Origin of the sequence: Dietzia cercidiphylli (assembly GCF_039531545.1) — a bacterium.
GTDB classification, from domain to species: Bacteria; Actinomycetota; Actinomycetes; order Mycobacteriales; family Mycobacteriaceae; genus Dietzia; species Dietzia natronolimnaea.
Map to the genome: position 1 here is coordinate 21,031 of NZ_BAAAQG010000010.1, position 23,024 is coordinate 44,054.

At 71.6% G+C, this 23,024-nt stretch carries 25 protein-coding genes; 13 read left to right on the plus strand and 12 right to left on the minus strand.

The window, feature by feature from the left end; genetic code table 11:
- Positions 1–39 precede the first annotated feature (39 nt).
- From ABD250_RS10675 to ABD250_RS10695, 5 genes are all read left to right on the plus strand, one after another.
- A complete protein-coding gene (locus ABD250_RS10675) occupies positions 40–684 on the plus strand; it encodes an ABC transporter permease (RefSeq protein WP_182658376.1) in 645 nt (214 codons plus the stop codon).
- Positions 681–1,874 (plus strand): ABC transporter ATP-binding protein, encoded by a 1,194-nt coding sequence (locus tag ABD250_RS10680; RefSeq protein WP_179523638.1) that lies wholly within the window; start codon positions 681–683, stop codon positions 1,872–1,874. The genes ABD250_RS10675 and ABD250_RS10680 overlap by 4 nt, the downstream gene beginning before the upstream one ends.
- Positions 1,871–2,635, plus strand: a complete 765-nt coding sequence (locus ABD250_RS10685; protein ID WP_182658377.1) for an ABC transporter permease subunit — start codon at positions 1,871–1,873, stop codon at positions 2,633–2,635. Before ABD250_RS10680 ends, ABD250_RS10685 begins: the two co-directional genes overlap by 4 nt.
- Complete coding sequence (locus ABD250_RS10690) at positions 2,632–3,609, plus strand: glycine betaine ABC transporter substrate-binding protein (RefSeq protein ID WP_179523640.1); 978 nt, start codon at positions 2,632–2,634, stop codon at positions 3,607–3,609. Before ABD250_RS10685 ends, ABD250_RS10690 begins: the two co-directional genes overlap by 4 nt.
- A 71-nt stretch (positions 3,610–3,680) precedes the next feature.
- Entirely contained in the window at positions 3,681–4,553 is an 873-nt protein-coding gene (locus tag ABD250_RS10695) for an alpha/beta fold hydrolase (protein WP_241730594.1), read from the plus strand.
- Between the two features lie 67 nt (positions 4,554–4,620).
- On the opposite strand, the gene ABD250_RS10700 is transcribed toward ABD250_RS10695, so the two are convergent.
- Positions 4,621–4,926, minus strand: coding sequence for a hypothetical protein (locus tag ABD250_RS10700; protein WP_182658378.1), 306 nt, complete (start codon positions 4,924–4,926; stop codon positions 4,621–4,623).
- Positions 4,927–4,975: 49 nt separating this feature from the next.
- Positions 4,976–5,443 (minus strand): hypothetical protein, encoded by a 468-nt coding sequence (locus ABD250_RS10705; protein ID WP_182609367.1) that lies wholly within the window; start codon positions 5,441–5,443, stop codon positions 4,976–4,978.
- A 164-nt stretch (positions 5,444–5,607) separates the two neighbouring features.
- Here ABD250_RS10705 and ABD250_RS10710 point away from each other — a divergent pair, with 164 nt between their 5' ends.
- The gene (locus ABD250_RS10710) at positions 5,608–6,678 is read left to right on the plus strand and encodes an FUSC family protein (protein WP_182658379.1); all 1,071 of its coding nucleotides are present in this window, start codon (positions 5,608–5,610) and stop codon (positions 6,676–6,678) included.
- Positions 6,679–6,683: 5 nt separating this feature from the next.
- On the opposite strand, the gene ABD250_RS10715 is transcribed toward ABD250_RS10710, so the two are convergent.
- Both ABD250_RS10715 and ABD250_RS10720 read right to left on the minus strand, forming a co-directional pair.
- Entirely contained in the window at positions 6,684–7,133 is a 450-nt protein-coding gene (locus ABD250_RS10715) for an MmcQ/YjbR family DNA-binding protein (protein ID WP_179523644.1), read from the minus strand.
- Between the two features lie 2 nt (positions 7,134–7,135).
- Positions 7,136–8,026: a cation diffusion facilitator family transporter gene (locus tag ABD250_RS10720; RefSeq protein WP_179523645.1), complete on the minus strand. Its 891-nt coding sequence runs from the start codon at positions 8,024–8,026 to the stop codon at positions 7,136–7,138.
- Positions 8,027–8,099: 73 nt separating this feature from the next.
- On the opposite strand from ABD250_RS10720, the gene ABD250_RS10725 reads away from it, so the two are divergent.
- Genes ABD250_RS10725 through ABD250_RS10735 form a run of 3 tightly spaced genes read left to right on the plus strand, consistent with a single transcriptional unit; the run spans position 8,100 to position 10,593 of the window.
- The gene (locus ABD250_RS10725; RefSeq protein ID WP_179523646.1) at positions 8,100–8,534 is read left to right on the plus strand and encodes an NfeD family protein; all 435 of its coding nucleotides are present in this window, start codon (positions 8,100–8,102) and stop codon (positions 8,532–8,534) included.
- Between the two features lie 51 nt (positions 8,535–8,585).
- The gene (locus ABD250_RS10730) at positions 8,586–9,893 is read left to right on the plus strand and encodes an SPFH domain-containing protein (RefSeq protein WP_179523647.1); all 1,308 of its coding nucleotides are present in this window, start codon (positions 8,586–8,588) and stop codon (positions 9,891–9,893) included.
- 55 nt (positions 9,894–9,948) lie between these two features.
- On the plus strand, positions 9,949–10,593 hold the full coding sequence (locus ABD250_RS10735; RefSeq protein WP_179523648.1) for a TetR/AcrR family transcriptional regulator: 645 nt from the start codon (positions 9,949–9,951) through the stop codon (positions 10,591–10,593).
- 8 nt (positions 10,594–10,601) lie between these two features.
- On the opposite strand, the gene ABD250_RS10740 is transcribed toward ABD250_RS10735, so the two are convergent.
- The 7 genes from ABD250_RS10740 to ABD250_RS10770 all read right to left on the minus strand — a co-directional run bounded on the left by ABD250_RS10740 (position 10,602) and on the right by ABD250_RS10770 (position 19,224).
- Positions 10,602–11,987 (minus strand): TIGR01777 family oxidoreductase, encoded by a 1,386-nt coding sequence (locus tag ABD250_RS10740; protein WP_344392206.1) that lies wholly within the window; start codon positions 11,985–11,987, stop codon positions 10,602–10,604.
- 11 nt (positions 11,988–11,998) lie between these two features.
- Entirely contained in the window at positions 11,999–12,697 is a 699-nt protein-coding gene (locus tag ABD250_RS10745) for a lipocalin family protein (RefSeq protein WP_179523650.1), read from the minus strand.
- On the minus strand, positions 12,694–14,964 hold the full coding sequence (locus ABD250_RS10750; protein ID WP_182658674.1) for an MMPL family transporter: 2,271 nt from the start codon (positions 14,962–14,964) through the stop codon (positions 12,694–12,696). The genes ABD250_RS10745 and ABD250_RS10750 overlap by 4 nt, the downstream gene beginning before the upstream one ends.
- A 14-nt stretch (positions 14,965–14,978) precedes the next feature.
- Entirely contained in the window at positions 14,979–15,788 is an 810-nt protein-coding gene (locus ABD250_RS10755; RefSeq protein ID WP_179523652.1) for an alpha/beta fold hydrolase, read from the minus strand.
- A gap of 106 nt (positions 15,789–15,894) precedes the next feature.
- Positions 15,895–16,629, minus strand: coding sequence for a histidine phosphatase family protein (locus ABD250_RS10760; RefSeq protein WP_182645901.1), 735 nt, complete (start codon positions 16,627–16,629; stop codon positions 15,895–15,897).
- A 16-nt stretch (positions 16,630–16,645) separates the two neighbouring features.
- On the minus strand, positions 16,646–17,944 hold the full coding sequence (locus ABD250_RS10765) for a phosphotransferase family protein (RefSeq protein WP_344392213.1): 1,299 nt from the start codon (positions 17,942–17,944) through the stop codon (positions 16,646–16,648).
- Positions 17,941–19,224: an acyl-CoA dehydrogenase family protein gene (locus ABD250_RS10770; protein WP_182645903.1), complete on the minus strand. Its 1,284-nt coding sequence runs from the start codon at positions 19,222–19,224 to the stop codon at positions 17,941–17,943. The genes ABD250_RS10765 and ABD250_RS10770 overlap by 4 nt, the downstream gene beginning before the upstream one ends.
- A gap of 81 nt (positions 19,225–19,305) precedes the next feature.
- On the opposite strand from ABD250_RS10770, the gene ABD250_RS10775 reads away from it, so the two are divergent.
- Both ABD250_RS10775 and ABD250_RS10780 read left to right on the plus strand, forming a co-directional pair.
- Positions 19,306–20,304 carry a glucosyl-3-phosphoglycerate synthase gene (locus tag ABD250_RS10775; RefSeq protein ID WP_259844482.1) on the plus strand — a complete coding sequence of 333 codons (999 nt, stop codon included), beginning with the start codon at positions 19,306–19,308 and terminating at the stop codon, positions 20,302–20,304.
- Entirely contained in the window at positions 20,301–20,897 is a 597-nt protein-coding gene (locus ABD250_RS10780; RefSeq protein WP_218873131.1) for a hypothetical protein, read from the plus strand. The genes ABD250_RS10775 and ABD250_RS10780 overlap by 4 nt, the downstream gene beginning before the upstream one ends.
- Here the strand turns inward: ABD250_RS10780 and ABD250_RS10785 are convergent.
- Positions 20,872–21,504, minus strand: a complete 633-nt coding sequence (locus ABD250_RS10785) for a class I SAM-dependent methyltransferase (RefSeq protein WP_182645430.1) — start codon at positions 21,502–21,504, stop codon at positions 20,872–20,874. The two genes, ABD250_RS10780 and ABD250_RS10785, sit on opposite strands and share 26 nt — an antisense overlap.
- Before the next feature lie 61 nt (positions 21,505–21,565).
- Here ABD250_RS10785 and ABD250_RS10790 point away from each other — a divergent pair, with 61 nt between their 5' ends.
- On the plus strand, positions 21,566–22,237 hold the full coding sequence (locus tag ABD250_RS10790; protein ID WP_182659032.1) for a PIG-L family deacetylase: 672 nt from the start codon (positions 21,566–21,568) through the stop codon (positions 22,235–22,237).
- A 151-nt stretch (positions 22,238–22,388) separates the two neighbouring features.
- On the plus strand, positions 22,389–23,000 hold the full coding sequence (locus ABD250_RS10795; RefSeq protein ID WP_179523659.1) for a class I SAM-dependent methyltransferase: 612 nt from the start codon (positions 22,389–22,391) through the stop codon (positions 22,998–23,000).
- Positions 23,001–23,024: the final 24 nt, after the last annotated feature.

Genomic DNA, 23,024 nt, shown 5'->3' on the forward strand with positions numbered 1-23,024 from the left:
CGTGAGCAGACCTCATCGCACGGACGGAGCCGAGATACGTTGAACGACCTCGTGGACTTCATCTCCACCCGCCGGCTCCAACTCGCCACCGACTCCTGGCAGCACGTCAGCGCGACCGTGCAGGCGGTCCTGCTGGCCACGCTGCTGTCGGTGGGGGTCGGCGTGGCGGTCTACCGCAGCAGGGCCGGATCCGCCGTGGCCACCGGCCTGGCCGCCACGGCGTTGACCGTGCCCTCGTTCGCACTGCTGGGACTCCTCATCCCGATCCTGGGGCTGGGCGTGCTGCCCACCATGACCGCACTGGTGATCTACGCGGTGCTGCCGATCCTGCGCAACACCATCGTCGGACTCGACGCCGTCCCCGCGGCCACCGTGGACGCCGCGCGCGGGGTCGGGATGAGCCGGATCGGGGTCCTGGGCCGGGTGGAGATCCCGCTGGCGTGGCCGTCGATCCTCGCCGGGATCCGCGTGTCCACCCAGATGTCCATGGGCATCCTCGCGATCGCCGCCTACGCCAAGGGCCCGGGCTTGGGGAACCTGATCTTCGCCGGGCTCTCCCGGGTGGGGACGCCCACCGCGCTGCCGATGGCGCTCACGGCGACCGTCCTCATCGTCGTCCTCGCGCTCGTCCTCGACGCGCTCCTCGTCCTCCTCGGACGCCTCACCATCAGGGGGAACCAGTGACCACACCCACCGCGCACGACGCCGGCGCCGTGTCCGGGGTGCCCATCACCCTGGACGACGTCACCAAGGTCTACCCCGGCCAGGACCGACCGGCCGTCGACCACGTCTCGCTCGAGTTGCCCGCCGGACGCACCACCGTGTTCGTGGGTCCCTCCGGCTGCGGCAAGACCACGACGATGCGGATGATCAACCGGCTGATCGAACCCACCTCGGGGACCATCACGATCGACGGCCAGGACAACCGGACCCTCGACGCCGACACCCTGCGGCGCCACATCGGCTACGCCATCCAGGCGTCCGGCCTGTTCCCGCACCTGACGGTCGCCCAGAACGTCGGGACCGTGCCCCGGCTCCTCAAGTGGAGGAAGTCGCGCGTGGCGGACCGCGTGGACCAGATGCTGGAGCTGGTGGGCCTCGACCCGGCCGACTACCGCGACCGCTACCCCGCCCAGCTCTCCGGTGGCCAGCAGCAGCGGGTCGGGGTGGCGCGCGCCCTGGCCGCGGACCCGCCGGTGCTGCTCATGGACGAGCCGTTCGGCGCCGTGGACCCCATCACCCGCGCCTCCCTCCAGGACGAGCTCATCCGCCTGCAGGAGGAGCTGCACAAGACCATCGTCTTCGTCACCCACGACTTCAACGAGGCCGTCAGGCTCGGCGACCGGATCGCGGTGCTCGGGCCCGGCTCGTCGGTCCTGCAGTTCGACTCCCCCGAGGCCATCCTCGCCAACCCGGCCGACGAGACCGTGGCCGGCTTCATCGGCGACGACGCGGCGTTGAAGACACTGACCCTCCGGCGGGTGGGGGACGTGGACCTCGGAGAGGCGACGACGGCGAGGGAGTCGGAGGACCCGGCCGACTTCGCCTCCCGCGTACGCGGGACGGACGACGAGTGGGCGGTGGTCCTGGACGACTCCGGGCGCCCCCTGCGCTGGGTGCGCGGGGACCTGGTGGCCCGGATGCCCGACCTGCGTTCGGGTGGCCAGCCGGTGGCCGGCACCGTGACGGTCGACTCCACGCTCCAGGAGGCGCTCGACGGGCTGCTCTCGACCGCCAGCGCGACCACCGTGGTGGTCGACCGTTCCGGGGCGTACCGGGGGACGATCGGCATCGACGACCTGGTGGGAGAGCTCCGGCGCATCCACCACCACCACAACGTCCCCGGTTCCCCGGACCCCGCGGAGCGCTCGTGAGCACCGCGGCGACCGCGTCCCGCGCCGCGTCCCGCGCGGACTCGGCCCGGTTGGTGGTCCAGCCGGTCCTCATCACGCTGGCCGCGGTGGGCGTGCTGTGGTGGGCCTTCGGGACCGAGCTCGACGAGACCCAGAGGGCCTCGCTCAACGCCTCGTCCATCACCCAGCGCACCCTCGAGCACGTCCAGATCACCTTCACCGTGGCCGCGATCGTGGTCGCGGTGGGGGTGCCGCTGGGGATCCTGCTCACCCGCCGCCGGATGGGTTTCCTCGCGCCCGTCGCCATCGGGATCGCCAACGTCGGCCAGGCGGCACCGGCGATCGGGTTGATCGTGCTGCTGTTCCTGGCCACCAACCGGACCGGCTTCTGGATCGGCGTCCTGCCCGTGGCCGTCTATTCACTGCTCCCGGTGCTGCGCAACACGATCGTGGGGATCCGGAACGTGGATCCCGCGCTCATCGACGCCGCGAGGGGACAGGGCATGACGACGAGCCGGGTCCTGCGCACGGTCGAGTTGCCGCTCGCGGTGCCGTTCATCCTGGCCGGGCTCCGCACCACGCTCGTCCTGGCGGTCGGCACCGCCACGCTGAGCTTCCTGGTGGACGCGGGCGGGCTGGGCATCTTCATCGACACCGGCTATCGACTCCAGGACACCACCACACTCGTGGTGGGTTCCGTCCTGGCGGTGTGCCTGGCCCTGCTGGTCGACTGGCTCGGCGGGGTGGGCGAGGTCCTGTTCAACCCGAGGGGGCTGCGATGACCACCGTGAAGCGACTCCTCGCCTCGTGTCTGGCCACCGTGCTCGTGGCGACCGGGTGCGGGCTGAGCGACGGCGGGTCCGTGCCCCTGCCCGTGGGCCCCGGCCCGGACGGCACCGTCCCCGCGCTCGAAGGGGTGCGCGTGACGGTCGGCGGCAAGGACTTCACCGAGGGCGTGATCAGCAGCTACCTGGTGGAGTTCCTCCTGGCCGCCGCCGGGATGGAGGTCTCCGACATGTCCTCGCTGGCCGGGTCCAACAGTTTCCGGCAGGCCCTGGTCACCGGCCAGGTGGACATCGGGATGGAGTACACGGGCACCGCGTGGATGAGCTATCTCGGCAACTCGGAACCCATCCGCGACCCCGAGGGTCAGTGGGTGGCCGTCCGGGACGCCGACCTCGAGGCCCACGACATCCGGTGGCTGCCCCCGACGACCGTCGACAACACCTACTCGTTCGCCATGAGCCGGGCCACCGCGGAGGAGACCGGGCTGCGCACGTTCTCCGATTACGCCCGGCTCGTCCAGACCGATCCGGACTCCGCCGTGACCTGCATGGAGACCGAGTTCTCCGTGCGCCGTGACGGCTGGCCCGGGCTGGCCGAGGCCTACGGTTTCGACGCGGCCACGGTCCCGGTGCCGATCATGCAGCCCGGGATCATCTACCAGGCCACCGCCACCGGCCGGGAGTGCCGGTTCGGCGAGGTCTACACCACCGACGGCCGGGTCAAGGGCCTCGACCTGGTTGTCCTGGAGGACGACCAGCGCTTCTTCCCCGTCTACAACCTCGCCACCGTGGTGCGGGGCGAGTTCCTGGACGCGCACCCCGAGATCGAGGAGGTCCTCGCGCCGCTCGTCGAGGTCCTCGACAACGAGGTGATGGTCGAGATGAACATGCGGGTCGACGTCGACGGCGACGATCCGGCGCTGGTCGCGAGGGATTTCCTGGTGGACCGGGGACTGGTCTCCGCGGAGTGACCGCGCGTCCGGTCGTGCAGAGCGCGGCGAAGAGGCGAACAATCGGGGTCAGGTACCCGAGGAGGACACTCATGACCAGGAACCCGCTGGCCGCGATCCCGAGGTCGGCATCGCGCCTTCCGCGGATGGCGCCGGACATGACGCTGCTTCCGGCCGGTCGGATCGTCACCCTCACCGACGACGTCACCACCAGGCTCTACGACACCGGCGAGGAGCACCTCACGCCGGTCATCCTGCTGCACGGGATGGCCGCCACCGGGATGCTCAACTGGTATCAGACCTTCCAGCGTCTGCGGGGCGAGTACCGGCTCATCGCCTACGACCAGCGCCGCCACGGGATGGGCCACGGCGGCCCGTTCGACTTCGGGGCGCTGGGCGAGGACGTGCTGCGCGTCTCCGACCACCTGGAGTTGGAGAAACCGGTCATCGGCGGGTACTCGATGGGCGGCATCGTCGCCCAGCTCGCGGCCCGTCGCGACCCCTCCCGCCTCGGCGGACTGGTGTTGGCCGCCACCGGTACCGGTGCCCAGCGCAACGCGCTGGAGAAGATCACGATGGGATCGCTGACCCGGGGAGCCCCCGTGCTCAACGCCGTACCCGTCGAGGTGGCCAGGGAGATCGGCGACGAGGTGCCCAGCGCCTACACCTGGGCGATGCGGGAACTGGCCTCCGTGCCCCTCGCGACCCACAGGACGGTGATCACGGAGGTGGCCCGGTTCAACTCCACGTCGTGGCTCCACGAGCTGGAGCTGCCCGTCGCGGTCGTCAAGACCATGCGCGACATCGCCTTCCCCCGGTGGATCCAGGACGAGATGGCCGATCTTCTGCCGCACAGCGCGGTGTTCCCGATCAGCGCCGGCCACGCCGCGTGCGCGACCCATCCCGGGACCTTCGCCCGTCGGATGCGCACGGCGATCGGCTGGGTGGTGTCCAACTCGCATTGAGGACGCACCGCGATCGCCGAGGCCGGTGCCGTCGGCGGGGTCGGTGCCGTCGGCGGGGTCGGTGCTGCTACAGCGCGGAGTACCGCACGGCCGTGATGACGAAGACGACGATCGCGATCCCACCGAGGACGACCCCGACCAGTCCCCGGCGCGGGTCCGGCTCCTGGTTGGTGAGCCACCCCGTGGGCCACCGCGCGAGCAACCCGAAGGCGACGGCCATCAGCGCGGCGAGGAACGCGATGATGTTGAGCAGTGGAACCCAGGACAGCGCCAGGGACCCCACCCCCAGCACCAGTGACCGGGTGCCCAGGTCCATGCCCTCGGACGATCTCTTCCTCGGGGAGGCGGCGTCGGAACGGGGGCGCAGCGGCATACGGCCAGCCTAACCGCGCCGCCCGGAAATCGGCTCAGCCCAGGAACTGCTAGGCCAGGAACTGACCGTCGACGAATCCCGCCAGCAGGACCGCGAACCCGCCCATCTCCCCCACGATGAGTGCCAGCATCCCGACCCGCAGCATGGTCGACGGGTGTTCGAACTGGTTGGTCGTGTCCCGCAGCGCGCCGTGGACGATGTAGCTGGCGATCGCCACCACGAAGAAGAACACCAGGACCCCCGCCGCCGCGAGGTTCACCCACGTGGGCCAGCTGCTCAGCTCCACGAACGCGGCGATGAGCAGGATCGCGAAGGAGTAGAGCAGGGCCGCCCGGTGCGCGATGTCGACGTAGGGGTGCGCGAGGTGGTCCGCGCTCGTGGCCATCTGCCGGTACTTCCACACCCCCAGCCCCAGGGCCAGCAGGAAGACCAGTCCGGCGGCGAGCAGCGCGAGCCGCGTGTCGAGGCCGAGATCGACCGTCACCGCCGACAGGGTGGGGGAACTGAGCGGGTCCATGGGTCCTTCCGGGGACGCTGAGCGATACGGCTGACTCGAGTACCCACCGACCCTAGGGCAGAGTCGGGCACCGCACCGGGTCACCTCGCCCGACGGTCACCTCGCCCGACGGTCGCCGGGCCCGGGATTGTCGTCACGTCGGGCCACCCACGAGAATGCTGCGTATGCCACGACTCCGAGAACTCGCGGGCCGGCCCGACGTCAGGACCGACCTGCTGCAGATCGTCAAGAGCGTGATCGCCGCCACGGCCGCGTGGTGGCTCTCCGCGCACGTCCTGGACTCGCCGTTGCCGTTCCTGGCGCCGTGGACCGCCCTGCTCACCGTGCACGCCACCGTCCACAGGTCGCTCTCCCGGGGAGTGCAGACGACGGTGGCGTCCGCGATCGGCGTCGGCCTGTCCTTCCTCATCGGGTTCTACCTGGGCGTCAACGTGTGGACCTTCGCCCTGGCGATGTTCGTGGGTCTGGCCGGCGCCCGGATCACCTGGATCCGGGACGAGGGCGTCGCGATCGCCACCACCGCGGTGTTCGTGCTCTCCAGCGGGTTCTCCGACCAACAGCCCCTGCTCCTCGACCGCATCATCGAGGTCGCCGTCGGGGTGGGGATCGGCGTGCTGGTCAATCTCCTGATCATCCCTCCGATGCGGGATCAACAGGCGGCCAGCCACGTGGACCGCATCGACCGCCGGATCGGGGACATCCTCATCAACATGTCCGACGAGTTCTCCACCTCCTGGGAGACCGACGCCGCCGACGCGTGGAGACGCGAGATCGAGTCGGTGTCCGACGAGGTCGAGACCGCGTGGGGAACGGTGCACTTCGCCCGCGAGAGCCGCCGCTCGAATCCCCGCCTGGCCCGCCAGCGCCTCGGCCGCGGACAGCCTGCCGGCGAGGGGGTCGACTACGAGGAGGTGCTGGGTCGCGTCGACGAGGCCGTCTCGCACTTGAGGCACCTCATCCGCACTCTCCACGAGGCCACCTATGCGGAGGGGCCGTGGGACGAGCGCTTCCGCAGCGAGTGGGCCTCGATCGCTCGAGACGCCGGCCACGCGATAGCCGATCCCGATGCCGAGATGGCGTCCATCCACGACCGCCTGGTGGGGTTGACGCACGCCATGGCCGAGGACGGCCGACTGCCCCGGGACTCCTGGCCGGTCTACGGCTCGTTGCTGACCAGCATGTTCCACATCGCCGTGCTGATCGACGACGTCGCCTCGGAGCGGGAGGTCCGGTAAGGGGCCTAGCGCTCCCCCCGGCCGGCCTCCCGCTGTTCGGCGTCCAGGCGGGCGACCCTCCGGGCCCCGGCGAGTTGCCGATAGGAGGACTCGACCAGCTCGGCGACCTCGTCCCAGTCCACGGAGCCCGGATCGCCCGCCCCGTGTTCCCCGGGCCGGTCCAGTGGCAGCGCCCGCCATCCCCGGACGCCGACGTAGGCGGGCACCACGATGCGCGGGTCCTGCTCGAGGGCCGGCAGGTCCTCGGGGTCCGGGAGGAACAGCAGGGCGCGGGCGAGCAGGGGATCCGCGTGGTCCCCCTTGACCGTTCCGCCGTAGGAGGCGAAGACCTTGGTGGTGTACCAGTTCGGCCGCCCGTGCGAGATCTTCTCCGCGGCGTCGGGGAGCGCCAGGCAGATCCGACGCAACCGGGCGAGCAGCGGATCGGAGTCGTCGAACATGATCGGGTGGCCCATGACTACAGCCTCACGTCGTTGTAGGCGCGCTCGTCCTCGATCGGCTCCAGGTGGGTGGTGATGTGGGAGTGCGGGAGCGCGGCGTGGATCTCCTGCTCGACCTTCTCCACCAGATCGTGACCCCGCTCGACACTCCAGTCGCCGGGGACGAGCGCGTGGAACTCGACGAACCGCCACCGGCCGGACTCGCGGGTCCGCAACTCGTGGAAGTCGACCCGACCCGGCTGCCGGTGCCTGTCCAGTACCTCCTGGATCGCCCTGTTGTCCTGCTCGGGGAGTGTCGCGTCCATCAGCCCCATCCCGGACTCGTGGACGAGCCTGTACCCGATGAACAGGATGTTCAGCCCCACCGCGATCGCGACGACCGGATCGAGGAACTCCCAGCCGGTGATCCACACCAGGGTCACCCCGACCACGACGCCGACCGAGGTGACGACGTCGGTGATCAGGTGTTTCCCGTCGGCTTTCAGGGTCGGCGACCGGTGTCGGACCCCGGCCCGGATGAGCAACGTCCCCACGATTCCGTTGATCACGGCCGCCACGACGGAGATCGCGAGGCCCAGTCCGAGGGACTCGATCGGCACGGGGTTGATGAGTCGCTCGACACCCGTGTAGAGGATGAAGGTCGCGGCCACGAAGATCATCGCGCCCTCGACCACGGCCGAGAAGTACTCGGCCTTGGAGTGGCCGTACTGGTGGTCGTCGTCGGCCGGGCGCTCGGCGACGGTGATGGCGATGAGCGCGACCACCGCGGCCACCAGGTTGACCACCGACTCGGCCGCGTCGGCGAGCAGCCCGACCGATCCGGTCACCCACCAGGCCACCATCTTGAGCGAGATGGTGACGATCGACGTGGCCACCGACAGCCACGCGAACTTCTTGAGAGTCGACACGTCATGTGAGCGTAGTCCGCTCGTGGGACGACGTCCCCCCTGCCGAACGCCGGATGTCGGTAGGGTCGTAGACATGCATGTAGGACTTGCCTGGCTCGCAGTTGCGGTGTTGCTCGCCGCCGGTGAGGCGGCGGGCGGGGAGTTGTTCCTGATCATGCTCGCCGGGGGTGCACTCGGCGGGGCCGCCGCGGCCGCGCTCGGCGCGCCGGTCTGGGGGCAGGCCCTGGCGTTCGCCCTCGTCTCGATCATCCTCGTCGCGGGGGTACGACCCCTCGTGCGCCGGCGCCTCCTGTCCGCGCTCCCCGAGCACGACACCAACACGGCCGCGCTGACCGGACGCGACGGCACCGTGGTCGAGGCGATCGGGCCGGCCGGCGGCCTCGTGCAGATCGCGGGGGATACCTGGACGGCGCGCCCGCTCATCGAGGGCGAGACGTTCGACGCGGGGGACAAGGTCCTCGTGCATGAGATCGAAGGGGCCACCGCGATCGTCGTGCGTGGCATCTAGAGAGCGCGAGTCCGACACACAGCCGACAGCACGACACAACAGGAGGAAACCATGGGTGGCTTGATCTTCCTTGCCGTCATCGTCATATTGATCGCCTCGGTGGTGGTGAGCTCGGTGAAGCTCATCCCGCAGGCGGAGGCCGCGGTCATCGAGCGGCTCGGCCGCTATCAGCGCACGGTGAGTGGTCAGCTCACCCTGATCATCCCGTTCATCGACCGGGTCCGCGCGAAGGTGGACCTGCGCGAGCGGGTGGTCACCTTCCCGCCCCAGTCCATGATCACCGAGGACAACCTCACGCTGAACATCGACACGGTCGTCTTCTTCCAGGTCACCGACCCCAAGGCCGCGGTCTACGAGATCAACAACTACATCGTCGCCGTCGAGCAGTTGGCCACCACCACGCTCCGCAACGTCGTCGGTGGGCTCACGCTCGAGCAGACGCTCACCAGCCGCGACATGATCAACAAGCAGCTCCGTGGGGTGCTGGACTCCGAGACCGGCCGCTGGGGCCTGCGCGTGGCCCGTGTCGAGCTGCGGTCCATCGACCCGCCGCTGTCGATCCAGGAGTCGATGGAGAAGCAGATGAAGGCCGATCGCGAGAAGCGCGCGACGATCCTCACCGCCGAGGGACAGCGCGAGGCCGCCATCACCACCGCCCAGGGCGCCAAGCAGGCCTCCATCCTCGACGCCGAGGGCAACAAGCAGGCCTCGATCCTCAACGCGGAGGCCGACCGGCAGTCGCGCATGCTCCGTGCCCAGGGTGAGCGGGCCGCCCGCTACCTCGTGGCGGAGGGCCAGGCGGCCGCCATCGCCCGCGTCAACGCGGCCGTCAAGGCCTCCAAGCCCACGCCGGAGATGCTGGCCTACCAGTACGTCCAGAACCTGCCGGAGATGGCCAAGGGCGACGCGGCCACGATGTGGATGATCCCCTCGCAGTTCGGGGACTCGCTGGAGAACTTCGCCAAGGCCGTGGCCAAGAAGGACGACGACGGGGTGTTCCGCTACGAGCCGCCCGCCACCGATGACGACGCGGATCTGCCGTCGGCCCCCGAGCACTGGTTCGACACCTCGACGGACCCGGAGATCGCCCGGTCCGTCGCGGCCGCCGAGGCCGCCGCGGAGGGGGCGTCGTCGTCCGCGACCGCCACGGAGAAGCCGAAGTCCAAGCCCAAGCCCGGGGTCTTCGACATGGTCCCCTCGTCCGAGGGCGGGATCGCCCCGGACGACACCCCCGCCCTCTCGGGCCCGCAGGGGGCACAGCCGGGGCAGCCCGCCGGCATCGACCCCGGCGTGGATCTCGAGCAGGGCCTGCAGCAGGGCGCATACCCGGTCGACGAGGCCGGCCGGGACCGTCCCTGACCCGATCCGGCCGGGTCGCGGGCGCCGCCACGACCACTGGAAGTAACATGCCCGTGTGGCACGTAACAGTGGACGCGGTGGCGCCCAGCCACCCGATGCCGAGGACATCCGTCTGATCGAGGCGGCGGCCTCGGTGTTCGCGGAACGCGGTATCAAGGGCGCGAGCACCGACGACATCGCCAGAGCGGCCGGGGTGACGCGGGTGACGTTGTACCGCAGGCTCGGTCCGCGCGAGCAGATCCTCCGCGCGCTGTACGCCCATGAGGCGCAGCGACTGATGATGTCGGTCAACGCGCGGTTCACCCCGTTCGAGTCCCTCGAGTGGGATCCGGTCCGGCACGTCGAGGACCTGCTCGTCGGTACGGTCTTCGACATCCGTAGGAGCGAACTGCTCCAGCGCCTCGTCGAGGTGGACAAGGTCGAGGCCATGGCGATGCTCGCCGGTCAGTCCGACTCGGTTCTGGGCGCGATCACCGGGATCGTCGCGGAGTTCATCCGGAGCACCTGGAACGCCGACGTCCACACCCGACCGATGGACGCGGACGAGTTCGACACGCTGTCCCGCGAGGTCGGCAGTGTCGTGGGCCGCTTCCTGCACTCCATCGCCGTGATGCCGGACGGCCCGCCCGTCCTGGAGACCGAGGACGAGATCCGGGCGCTGGCGCGGCGGGTCCTGGTCCCGATGATCCTGCAGCGCTGAGCAGTGCCTCAGAGCGCCGCGGGCACCTTCTCCCCGCCCAGTTCATGGGCCAGCGCGGCCCTGAGCCCGGGGTAGCGGAACGGGTGGTCGACCGCGCGCAGGACCGCCGGGTCGACCCTCTGGTCGGCCAGCGCCAGCTCGTCCGCCCCGCGACTGCCCAGGACCAGGCCGGGCGCGAAACCGGGGACCGGGACCACGGTCGGACGGTGGAGCACCGAGCCCAGGACGCGGGTGAACCGCGCGTTGGTGACCGGTTCCGGAGCGACGGCGTTGACGGTTCCGGTCAGCGACGGGTCGACGACGGCACGGAGGTAGATGTCGGTGAGGTCGTCGAGTGCGATCCAGGACATCCACTGCCTGCCCGACCCCAGTCGCCCACCCAGGCCCGTCCGGGTGATCGCGGCCAGCGGGGGCAGCATCCCGCCCGCTCCGGACAGGACGAGCCCGGTGCGCATGGTCACCACCCGGGCGCGCGAGCTGCGGGCGGGCTCGCAGGCGGCCTCCCACTCGGCCACGATCTCGGCCAGCGGCCCGGGTCCCGGCCCGGCCTCCTCGGTGAGGAGCCGGTCCCCGCAGTCGGCACCGTAGTAGCCGATGGCGGAGGAGGACACCATGGCCGTGGCGCCGTCCCGCGCGGCGACCAGCTCGGCGAGCCTACGGGTGGGCCCGATCCGGCTGTCGCGGACCGTCGCCAGGTGGTGGTCGGTGAAGCGGCCCGCGATGGAGGCGCCCGCCAGGTGCACCAGCACGTCCACGCCGTCCAGGAGCGTCCGATCGGGGTCCGCGGTGTCCCACCTGCGTTCGTCGACCCCGCCCGCCGCGCCACGGACCAGTCGGATGACCCGGTGGCCGGCGACCCCCAGCAGGGCACACAGCGCGGTCCCCACCAGCCCGGAGGCCCCGGTGACCGCGACGGTCAGGGCTCGTCCGCCGTCCGGGCCGGCGAGCCGCCGGATCCGGTCGAGGTCGTGCGCCATCTGGCGGTAGCGGTAGGCGAACACCGGGGAGAGGAGGGGTCCCGGCACGCGGGCGCGCACCCGGTCGCCCAGCACGGCGGTCCCGTCCGGACCCGCGGTGACGGTGTGCTCGTGGACCCACCCCGTGAGACCCGCGTAGGGCTGGGAGACGCAGCGGTCCACGAACCGCTCACCCTCGACGTACCCGGCGGGGTCGTGCTGCGCGACCCATCGCGGGCCGAACCGCGTCCCCAACGGACCGGGGAGCGCGGACCTCGGCTCGAGCACGGCCACACCGTCCCGCAGCGAGTCGGCCTGGCTCACGGGCCGCAGCGGCATGAACGGCGGGGAGATCCGGACGAAGGCACCCGGCGAGGCGAGATAATCCCACGCCTCGTCCGCGCCGGCCCGGATCGTACAACTGAGGTCGATGCTCATCGGTCCGTCTCTCAGGGGAGCAGGCACAGCGGGGTGACGTCGCCCCGCCCACCGGCCATGGGAACGGTCAGGAACGCGCAGGGCCACCAGCCGCGCGACTCGACGACGTCACGGACGGTGGACCACTGGTCCGCCCCCAGGGCGGGGTCCCGGCTCAACACGAAGCCGGAGGACCGGCTCGGGTCGCCGACGACCGCCACCGAGTAGTCGTCGGCGAGGTAGGTGATGCGGTAGTTGACCGGACCGTTCTCGTCCTGGAACGGCACCTGGGGGAAGTTCACGCGCAGGGAGGCGTTGGTGTCGGTGTCGCGGATCGTCGCCTCCCCCTCGATCACCGAGTCGGAGCTGATCGCCGAGCCGCAGGAGTTACGTACCGAGATCGTGTCGGGCGAGATCCGCGCGTACTCGGCGGTCGTGTCGTTGGTGCACTGCAGGGTATACGGCTGCGGGATCGCCGCGACCTGGTACCAGGTGCCCACGAAACGGTCGGGATCCACATATCCGACCTGCTGCAGCTCGGGGCCGCCGATCGACCCCACCGCGATGCCGTCGGGCAGCACCAGCTGCGAGGAGCCCCCGCCGAGGCGGCCCCCGTCGGTGAGGTCCTGGGCCCCGGCTGCGGGGGCGGCCCCGAGCCCCGCCGCCAGGAGCGGAACCACGGCGAGGGCGGTGACGAGTGAACGGACCCGGGAACGGCGCGAGGTGGTCATGGGTGGAACTCCTTCGTGTCGGCGGTGCGGGCTGGAGCGGAGTCGGCCGGAGCCGTGGCTGCGGATGCGGATGCGTCTGGACCGCCGGTGGTGGGCTCGCCCGCGGGCGTGACGCCGCGTCGGGGATCGCCAGGCCACCAGACCCGCTCCCCGACCAGGGTGAACAGAGCCGGCACCACGAGGGTCCTCACGACGAAGGTGTCCAGCAGGACGCCGAGGGCCACGATCACGCCGACCTGGGTGAGCACGATCAACGGCAGGACGCCCAGCACCACGAACACCGAGGCCAGCACGATTCCCGCGGAGGTGATCACGCCGCCGGTGAGGGCGACCGCCCGGACCATGGCCTCGCGGGTCGAGTGCGTGGCCGCCTCCTCCCGGGCGCGGATGATCAGGAACACCGAGTAGTCCACGCCAAGGGCGACGAGGAACAGGAAGCTGTACAGCGGGACCGACACGTCCAGGCCGGGGAAACCCAGGATCTGGGTGGTGACGAAGGTCCCCAGCCCGAGCGCCGCGAGCGACGACAACACCGTCGCGCCCAGCAGCAGCAGCGGCGCGATCAACGCCCGTAGCGCCAGGACCAGGACGACGAACACCACAAGGAGGATGAGCGGTGCGATCAGCGCGAGGTCGCGGAGGTTCCCGTCGGAGGTGTCGACGCCCTCGGCCACCGATCCGCCGACGATCGCCTCGGATCCGGGGACCTGGTCGACCGCGGAGCGCAACGCCACCACGCTGTCCTCCGACCGGTCGGTCGCGGGGGCGGCGTCGAGGGTCACCGTGATGCGGCTCCACCCGGTCCCCGACTCACCGGCCGGCATGGCGGACACCACGCCCTCCACGCCCTCGGCCACCTCCGTGACCTGCGCCTCCGTGCCGGTGCGGGTGAGCACGGTGACCGGGTCCGTGACGCCGGCCGGGAAGTGCTCGGCGGCGGTCTCCAGACCGGCCGCGGCCTCGGACGGCGTTCGGAACTGCTCCGTCTGGCTCAGGCCGATCCGGGTGCCCAGCAACCCGAACGCGAGGATCACGAGGATCAGTACGCACGAGATCAGGACACGGACCGGACGCCTGACCACCCCGGAGGCGATGCGGCCCCAGACGCCGGACGGGACGTCCTCGCGGAAGTCCTCGGGAGTCGTGGGGGCGGTCACCCGGGCGCGTGCGCCGGTGCGCGTGCCCGTGCGCTCGGAGTCGCGGTGCGGCCGGGGGACGAAAGGCCAGAACAACCCACGACCGCACACGGCCAGCGCCGCCGGCAGCGCCACGAGGGCGTACGCCAGGGCGACGAGAAGGCCGACGGCCGCGGAGAGCCCGAGCGAACGGTAGTTGGGCAGGGTCGCGAGCAACAGCATCAGCAGTGCCAGCACCACGGTGACGTTGCTTGCGATGATGGCGGGGACCGCTCCCCGGTAGGCATCACGCAACGCCTGTCGCCGGTTCTCGGTCCGCCGCAGCTCTTCGCGGTACCTGGAGACCAACAGCAACGCGTAGTTGGTACCCGCGCCGAACACCAGGACCGAGACGATGCCGGACGTGGAGCCGTCGACGGTCACGCCGACGGCCTCGCCGACCGTCGCCACCAGCAGGGAGGCCACCCGGTCGGCGACGGCGATCACGACGAGCGGGACGAGCCACAGCACCGGCGAGCGATAGGTGATGATGAGGAGCACCGCGACGACCGTCGCCGTGGCGGCCAGCAGCCGGAAGTCCGCGCCCTCGAAGGCGGCAGCGGTGTCCGCGGCGAAGGCGGGCCCGCCGGTGAGCTGCGCCTCCAGACCGGGGTCGAGGCCGTCGGCGACGGCGTCGCGCATCTCGCGGACGAGCTCGCTGCCCTGCTCGTTGGAGATCGACTCGGCCTCGACCGGCACCAGCATCAGCGCGGCGGCGCCGTCCTCGGAGGGGATCGGTCCCTGGGGCGCGGCGCCGACGACCTCAGCCATCCGCTCACCCGCCCCCACGGCCGCGGCGATCCCCTGCGGGCCCAGCTCGCCACCGTCCTGCCTGGTGACCACCAGTACCGCCGGCACCGACCCCGCGTCGGGGAATTCCTGCTGGATCTGGGAGACGAGGGCGGCCTCGGAGGTGTCCGGCAACGTCTGGGGTGCCTCGGACGCGCCCTCGGAGGACGCGAGCGCGAAGACGGCGCCGGACACGAGCAGGACCGCCGCGAGGATCAGCCAGGCGGTGAGCTTCCCCGTGAGCACGCCGACCCAGCCTCCGGTGGACGCGTCACTGTCCGTCGCGGTGCTCCCGGTTGTCATCGTCTCCCTCGCCCTCACGCGTTGTATTCGGAGAGGAACGCCTCGAGGATGGCGTTGACCTCGTCGGGCCGTTCCATGGTCGGCGAGTGACCCGCACCGGGGATCTCGTGGAAGCTCGTGGTGGCGATGAGCTCGGCGATCCGGCGCGACTTGTCCGGCGGGGTGGCCGCGTCCTCCGCACCCACCACGACCAGCGTCGGAGCGATGATCCGGATGGCCTCGTCCTCGCACGGATCCCGGTCCGCGACCGACTCGATGGCCTTGACCAGACCAGCGCGGTCGGTGCGCTCGAGCATCGCCATCCACTCCTCGACCCAGGGTGCCGAGAGGTTGCGGTCGGCGAGCATGATCGGCGCCACGCGGGACCGCAGCGGCTTCATCCCGGCGACGCGGTACACCTTGGACAGGGTCTTGTACTTGCTGCGGTTGGCCGGCTCCTCCGCGGTGGCGGCGGAGTCGAGCAGGGTGAGGGAGTGCACGATCTCGGGGTTGCGGGCCGCGAGCCGTATCCCGACGAAGCCGCCCATGGACAGGCCGACGAAGTTCACCACGGGGATCTGCAGGTGCCGCAGGAGTTCGCTGACGTCCACCGTCAGCGTGTCCATGTCGTACCCACCGAGCGCGCGGGGCGAGTCGCCCTGCCCACGGAAGTCGATGGTCACGCACCGGTACCTGTCCCGCAGGTGGGCGATCTGGTGCTGGAACATCCACCCGGAGAAGAGCAGACCGTGGGCGAAGAACACCACGGGAGCGTCCTCACGACCGGCGGGCACGCCGGTGTCGGTGTAGGCGATGGTCGTGTGACCGCGCTGGAATGTGGGCATCGGGGCTCTCCTGACAGTCGGACGGCCGCCGTGTCCGGCCGCCACAGTCGTACGATACGGCGACCGGCGCCACGCTTCGGTCACCTAAAGGGGATCGGAAGCCGGGTCACCGCAGCGTGATCAGACCCCGCGGGTCCTCCGGCCCGGCGGCCCGCTCCAGGTGCTGGTGCTCGTTGACCGCGATGCAGGTCATCCCGCCGCGACCCACCACGACGCGGGCCACTCCCGTGTTGACGGTCACGCGTTGCAGGCGGGTCCACAACCCCACCACGCCCTCCGGGTCGGCCAACAGGCCCGCGACCGCCAACGAGATGGTTCCGGCCGAGCTCACCACCACCGTCGTGCGCCCGGACCCGGACCGCGCCGCCGCGTCCGCGATCGCCGCGTCCGCGGCCGCCCGGTAGGTCTCGAACGCCTCGAGCCCGGCCCAGTGCCCGAGCGCCGCGTCGAGCTGACGTTGGAACGCCTGCTTGGCCTCGCCCGAGGAGCCCGCCGAATCGAGGGTGGCGTGCCCGGCACTCACCCCGGCCGCCCGGGCCGCGGTGAGCACCTCGTCGGCGTCGTACTCGGCCCAGCGGTCGTCGCACTCGACCGGGCAGTCCCACCCGGCACCCTCTCCCAGGTCCTCTCCCAGGCCCTCTCGCAGGCCCTCGACCAGGCCCTGCGCGGTCTCGCGCTGTCGCCTCAGGCCGCCGTGGATCACCACGTCGGGCCGCAGTCCGCGCGCCGCCATGTCCCGGCCCGTGAGCCGGGCCTGGAGGTGGCCGGTCTCGGAGAGCCGGTCGTAGTCGCCGCTCCCGAACGAGGCCTGCCCGTGGCGGACCAGGTGGATGGCCCCCATCAACGATCGACCCCCGTCACGTGCGGTTCCCCGTCCCCGGCAGGCCACCGAGGAGCCCGCCGATCTTCTGGCGCGCGTCGTGCACCCCGCCCGCGAGCAGCGGCAGGACGACCCTGGGCACCGCGAGCAGCTCGGGGATCACGTCGCGCGGGCTGATCCGGGTGGGCGTCAGCCGCCCCTCGCCGGTGCGGATGATGCGCAGGCACCGCTGTTCGAGGAACCCCACCGCGGGCCGGAACGCGCGGAACGCCGGGTTCGTCGTCTGACCGTGGAAGAAGCGGTGGTTGATCTGCTGGGCGATCACCGCGAGGCGGAACAGTCCGAAGACCTCGTAGAACCGCCAGTCGTCCTCGCTGATCGCCAGGCCCGACCGCTCGGCGTAGCGCTCGACGACCTCCCACCGGGTGAGCATCCCGGGCGCGTGAGTGGGCTGGCGCCGGAACGCCTTGAACACCGGGCCGTCCCCGTCCTCGACCCAGTAGGCCAGGGCACTACCCAGATCCATGAGCGGGTCACCGACGGTCGCCATCTCCCAGTCCAGGACGCCGATGACGGAGGTGACGTCGCCGGGGTCGAGGACCAGGTTGTCGAAGCGGAAGTCGTTGTGGACCAGGCAGTGGCCCACGTCGTCCGGCTGATTGGCGTCCAGCCACTTCATCACCGGCGCGAAGTCGGGCACGTCGGGGGTCCGCGCGCGGCGGTAGCGGGCCGACCACCCCTCGACCTGCCTGCGCACGTAGCCCTCGCCACGGTCGAGGTCGTCCAGGCCGGCGGCCCGGACGTCGACGGCGTGCAGGTCCACCAGGGCGTCGACCGCCCGTTCGGACAGACGCCGGATGGTGGCCCTGTCCGCGCGGAGTTCCCGGGGGAGGTCCTTGCGCAGGATCGTGCCCTCGAGTCGCTCCATCACGTAGAAGTCGGACCCGATCACCGACTGGTCGTCGCAGAACCCCACCATCCGGGGCACCAGCGGGTACACCGGGCGGAGCGCCGACTGGACGCGGTACTCGCGCTTCATGTCGTGGGCGCCGCGGGCCTTGGTGCCGGTCGGCGGGCGGCGCAGCACCAGGTCCACGCCGGGATATCGCAACACGTAGGTGAGGTTGGACGCGCCTCCCGAGAACTGGCTCACCTCGGGGATGACCGGCTCGTCGTCGTCACCCAGGTCCACTCCCGCCAGGACGTCCGCGTGGTCGGGGGTGACGGAACGCAGCCAGGCCGCGACCGCCTCCACGTCGAACGCGTCCTCCCTGCGCACCACGCCCGCGCCCGGGATCCTGCGGCTCAGGGGCGAGGCCCCGTGCGGTCGGCTCATCGGCCCGACTCTGCATCCGTAGTGGCTCCGGCGGCGTCGCGGTACGGCGCGAGCATCGCCCGGGCGACCACACCGAGGTGGACCTCGTCGGGGCCGTCGGCCAGGCGGAGCGAGCGCGCGGTGGCGTAGGCGCCGGCGAGTGGGAAGTCGTCGCTCATCCCGCCGCCGCCGTGCAGCTGCAACGACATGTCGATCACCTTCTGGGCCATCTTCGGCACGGCGGCCTTGATGGCGCTGACCTCCACGGCCGCCTGCCCCTCGGTGTCGAGCTTCCAGGCCGCGTGCTGCACCAGCAGGCGGGCCTGGTCGATGGCGATCCGGGCCTCGGCGAGCCGCTCCCGGTTCCCGCCCAGGTTGACGACGGGTTTGCCGAAGGCGACCCGGCCCGAGGCACGACGGCAGGCCAGGTCGAGCGCCATCTCCGACAGCCCGATGAGCCGCATGCAGTGGTGGACGCGGCCGGGGCCGAGCCGACCCTGCGCGATCTCGGCGGCCCGCCCGGGTCCGGTGATGATGTTCTCCACCGGCAGACGCACGCCCTCGAGGGACACCTCACCGTGGCCGAGCGGTTCGTCGTAGACACCCTGTGCGGTGAGCATGCGCTCGACGCGCACCCCGGGGGCGTCCATGGGCACCAGGACCATCGAGTGCCTCAGGTACCGGTGGGCGTCCGGGTCCGACACACCCATGAAGATGCCCACCTCGCAGTCCGGGTGGCCGACCCCGGTGGACCACCACTTGCGGCCGTCCAGCACCACCTCGTCGCCCTCGACCCGCGCGGTGGCCGCCATGTTGGAGGCGTCGGAGGAGGCCACCTCCGGCTCGGTCATGAGGAAGGCGCTGCGGATCCTCCCGTCCAGGAGCGGGTCCAGCCAGCGGTCCTTCTGCTCCTGCGACCCGTACTTGAGCAAGACCTCCATGTTGCCGGTGTCCGGGGCGTTGCAGTTGAACACCAGGGGCGCGATGAACGACCTCCCCATCTCCTCGGCGACGGGCGCGTAGTCGGTGTTGGTCAGGCCGGTCCCCCCGTGGGTGCCGTAGCGCTCGGCGTAGGGGCCCTCGTGCCCGGCGGGCAGGAAGAGGTTCCACAGTCCCTGCTCGCGCGCCCTGCCCTGCAGTTCGGTGATCCGCGGATCGACCGCCCAGGGGTCCTCGCCGGCCAGACGGCGGCGGGCGATGTCGGCGTGGATCCCCGGCTCGACCGGGGTGATGTGCGTGTCGATGAACTCGCGGACCGCCGCGGTGAGCTCGGCCGCGCGGGGTGAGGGTGAGAAGTCCATGGTGTGCATCGTGGCACACCCGGGTGAACGGGTCCGTCCCACGGCGGCGGCTCGTCGGATACCTCTGGCAGGATCGCGGGGGTGAGCGAGAACGCGCGTACCCCCCTCGCGGACCGGGTCGACCCCGTCCGCGACTGGTCGGTGCGACGCACCTACCTGGCCGGAGACTTCCGCGCCGAGGACCTGGTCGCGGCCAAGGCCGGTCGGCGGGTGTCCGTCGTGCTCCCGGCCCGGAACGAGGAGTCGACGGTCGGCGTGATCGTCGCCGCGCTCCGGTCCGAGCTGGTCGAGCGGGTGCCACTCATCGACGAGTTGGTGGTGATCGACTCCCACAGCGTCGACGGCACCGCGGAGGTGGCCCGCGCGGCCGGCGCCCGGGTGGTGGCGCAGGGGGACGTGCTGCCCGCCCTGGGGGACGTCCCGGGCAAGGGCGAGGCGCTGTGGAAGTCCCTCGCCGCCACCGACGGTGACGTCGTCGCCTTCCTCGACTCCGACCTGCGCGACTTCGACCCCGCGTTCGCGACCGGCCTGCTGGGGCCGCTGCTCACCGAGCCCGGGGTGGTGTTCTGCAAGGGCGCCTACGAGCGTCCGCTGGACGACGGGCGAACCGTCCTGCCCGCGGGCGGGGGCCGGGTGACCGAGCTCGTCGCCCGACCGCTGCTGGCAGCCCACTGGCCCGCCCTGGCCGGGTTCGTGCAGCCGCTGGCCGGCGAGTACGCCGGGACGCGACAGGCTCTCGAGTCGATCCCCTTCGCCGGTGCGTACGGGGTGGACATCGGGATCCTGGTGGACCTGTTCGAGTCGTTCGGACTGGACGCCCTCGCCCAGGTGGACCTGGGTCGGCGCACACACCGCCACTCGCCCGATTCGGCACTCGCGGTGATGGCGATGCACCAGCACCTCGCGGTGCTCAGTCGACTGCGCCGCCACGGCCGGGCACCGGACGCCCACGCCCCGGGCGACACCCTCACTCTGCACCGCCGCGATCCGGTCGGGGGCGGGTTCCGCGCCGAGACCGTCGACGTCTCCCCCGGCGAGCGCCCCCCGATGTGCGAGGTCCGCGAGGAGTTGGCCCGGTGACCACTCCCGCGCTCTCCGCCCCGACCCGGCCCTCCGCGGTCCTCGCTCCCGGCCGTGCGGCCCTGGCGGCACTCGCGACGTTCCTCGTCGTCGGACTCCCGACGGACATCCTGCCCAACCCGCTGTTCGGCCGGGAGATTCCGGTGCGCTGGTGGGAGTACCCCGTTCTCGCGGCGACGGTGCTGCTCACCGCGGCCTGGTTCGGCATCAGGTCCGCGCGCGAGACGGGCACCGCGGCCCGTGCCGGCGGGGGCGGTGCGGACCGTCCCGGCCTCGTCACGGCCGGAGTCATGACGGCGTGGTTCGCGGTGGCGTGCCCCGTGTGCAACAAGATCGTGTTGCTCCTGCTGGGGACCACCGGCGCACTCGGGGTGTGGGCCCCGCTCCAGCCGTGGCTCGCAGCCGTGTCGCTGCTGCTGTTGGCCGGCGCCGTGGTCTACCGGTGGCGGGCGCGCCCCTGCATGGACGGGGGGTGTGCCGACGGGACGCGTGCCGACGAGGCGTGTGCGGTTCCCGCCCGCGGGGACGGCGCAGACGGCGCGGACGACGCGGGGGCCGGGCGTCTGGTCACCGACGCCGCGCCGAACCGCTGAGCATCGGAGTCAGCGGGAGCACCGGCGGGAACGGTCGGGTCCTGAGTCCGGAGACGTCGAACCCGGCCTCGGAGAGCGTCTGCCCGGTGTCCCGGTTCGGGCGACATCCCCCGCCGAGCCGGCTCCACACCGGCGTGATCCGGTCGGCCACCCGCCCGAGTCGTCCCGCCGCCCGGACGTGTTCGAGCAGTCGTAGTTCTCCCCCGGGAGCGAGTACCCGGTCCGCCTCGGCCAGGGCCGCCGGGACGTCGGGGACAGTGCACAGGACGAGCCCGAAGACCACCGCGTCGGCCTCGCCGTCCGCGAGTGGCAGCGCCTCCGCCACGGAATCCACCACCTCGACCGGCACCGACGCACGGGCCGCATAGCGCCGCGCGTGGGCACGGAGGTGCGGGTCCGGTTCGATCGCCACCACCCTCGTGACCTCCGGTGGGTAGTGCTGGAACGTCACGCCACTGCCCGCGCCCACCTCCACGACCGTCCCCGACAGTCCGTCCACCAACCGGCGCCGGGCCCTGGCCAGTCCGACCCTCTCGAGCACCGGGCCGGCCGCGACCCAGACCCGCGCGAAGAGCGAGACGTCCGACCGTTCGCGAGCAACACCCATGAGGCGATACGGTACCGGGTATCGAGAAGTTCCGGAGCCGCTCGAGGAAAGGAACGCGGAGATGACCGAGACGACCGCACTCCCACGCTGGGGTTCAGTTCTGGCCGTGGTCGCCCACCCCGACGACGAGTCGTTCGGCCTCGGCGCCGTGCTGTCGACCTTCGCCGACGGCGGCGCGGGCGTGGACGTCCTCTGCCTGACCAGGGGCGAGGCCTCCACGCTCCACGGCGTCGAGGGCGACCTCTCACGGATCCGGGAATACGAACTACGCGCCGCGGCGGACGCCCTCGGGGCGAGGCGGGTCACGTTGCGCGACCTGCCCGACGGTGGCCTGGCGGGCCTCGAGTCGTCCGTGCTCGACGACGAGGTCGAGCGTGCACTGGAATGGACCCGGCCCGAGGGCCTCGTCGTCTTCGACTCCACCGGGATCAGCGGTCACCCGGACCACGTGGCGGCCACCGCCGCGGCCACCAGGGTGGCCGACCGGCACGGACTCCCCGTGGTGGCGTGGACCCTCCCGGAGGAGATCTGCGGGAGACTCGCGGCCGAGGGATACGCCGGATTCCTCGGGCGGACCGGCGACGAGATCGACCTGCTGCTGACCGTCGACCGCACGGCGCAACTCGCCGCCGTGGAGTGTCACCCCAGCCAGGCCGTGCCGGGCAGCGTCCTGTGGAGGAGACTGGAGCTGCAGGGCGACGACGAACACCTGCGGTGGCTCCGGCGCCCGTGAATCGAGTCGCCCCCGCCGCCCCGGCCACACCCGGGTGCAGCACCGACGAGACGCGGCGCCACGCAGAATTCCATTGATCAGAAGCAGTATCCCCAGAAGCAGTACCACCCAGAAGCAGCATCGAGAAGCAGTACCGAAAGGACCGCCGCACGTGGACGCCTCCGACTGGAACGCCCGATACCTCGCCCAGCCCGACGTGTGGGGCACCACCCCCGCAGCACGCATCGTCGCGGAGGTGACGGGCGCCGAGGACGCCGGTCTGCCCGTGGACACCGCCGTGGACCTGGCGTGCGGCGACGGCAGGCACGCGCGATGGTTGGCCGCACACGGGTGGCAGGTCTCGGCGGTCGACTTCTCCGAGGTCGCGATCGACCAGGCCCGCGCCAAGGACTCCGACGACGGCCGCAGCGGCAGCGTCGACTGGGTGGTCGGCGACGCCACCACCTGGTCACCGGAGGAGTCCGTGGACCTCGTCGTCATCGGGTTCCTCCACCTCGAGATGGAGAGCCTCACCCGCGTCCTGCGCAACGCCGGCGGATGGCTGCGCCCCGGCGGGCACCTGGTGTACCTCGGGCACGCCGCCGAGAACCTGCGTCGCGGCGTCGGCGGGCCGCAGGACCCGACGGTGCTCCCCGGGATCGCGGACCTGGCCCTCGGCGCCCAGGGGCTCGAGGTGGTCTCGCTGCGCCACGACCTGAGGCCGGCGGGGAAGGCGACCGCGGTCGACGTGCTCCTCCACGCCAGGTCGTGGGTCGACAGGTGAGCCGGGAACGTGGGGACTCCGGGG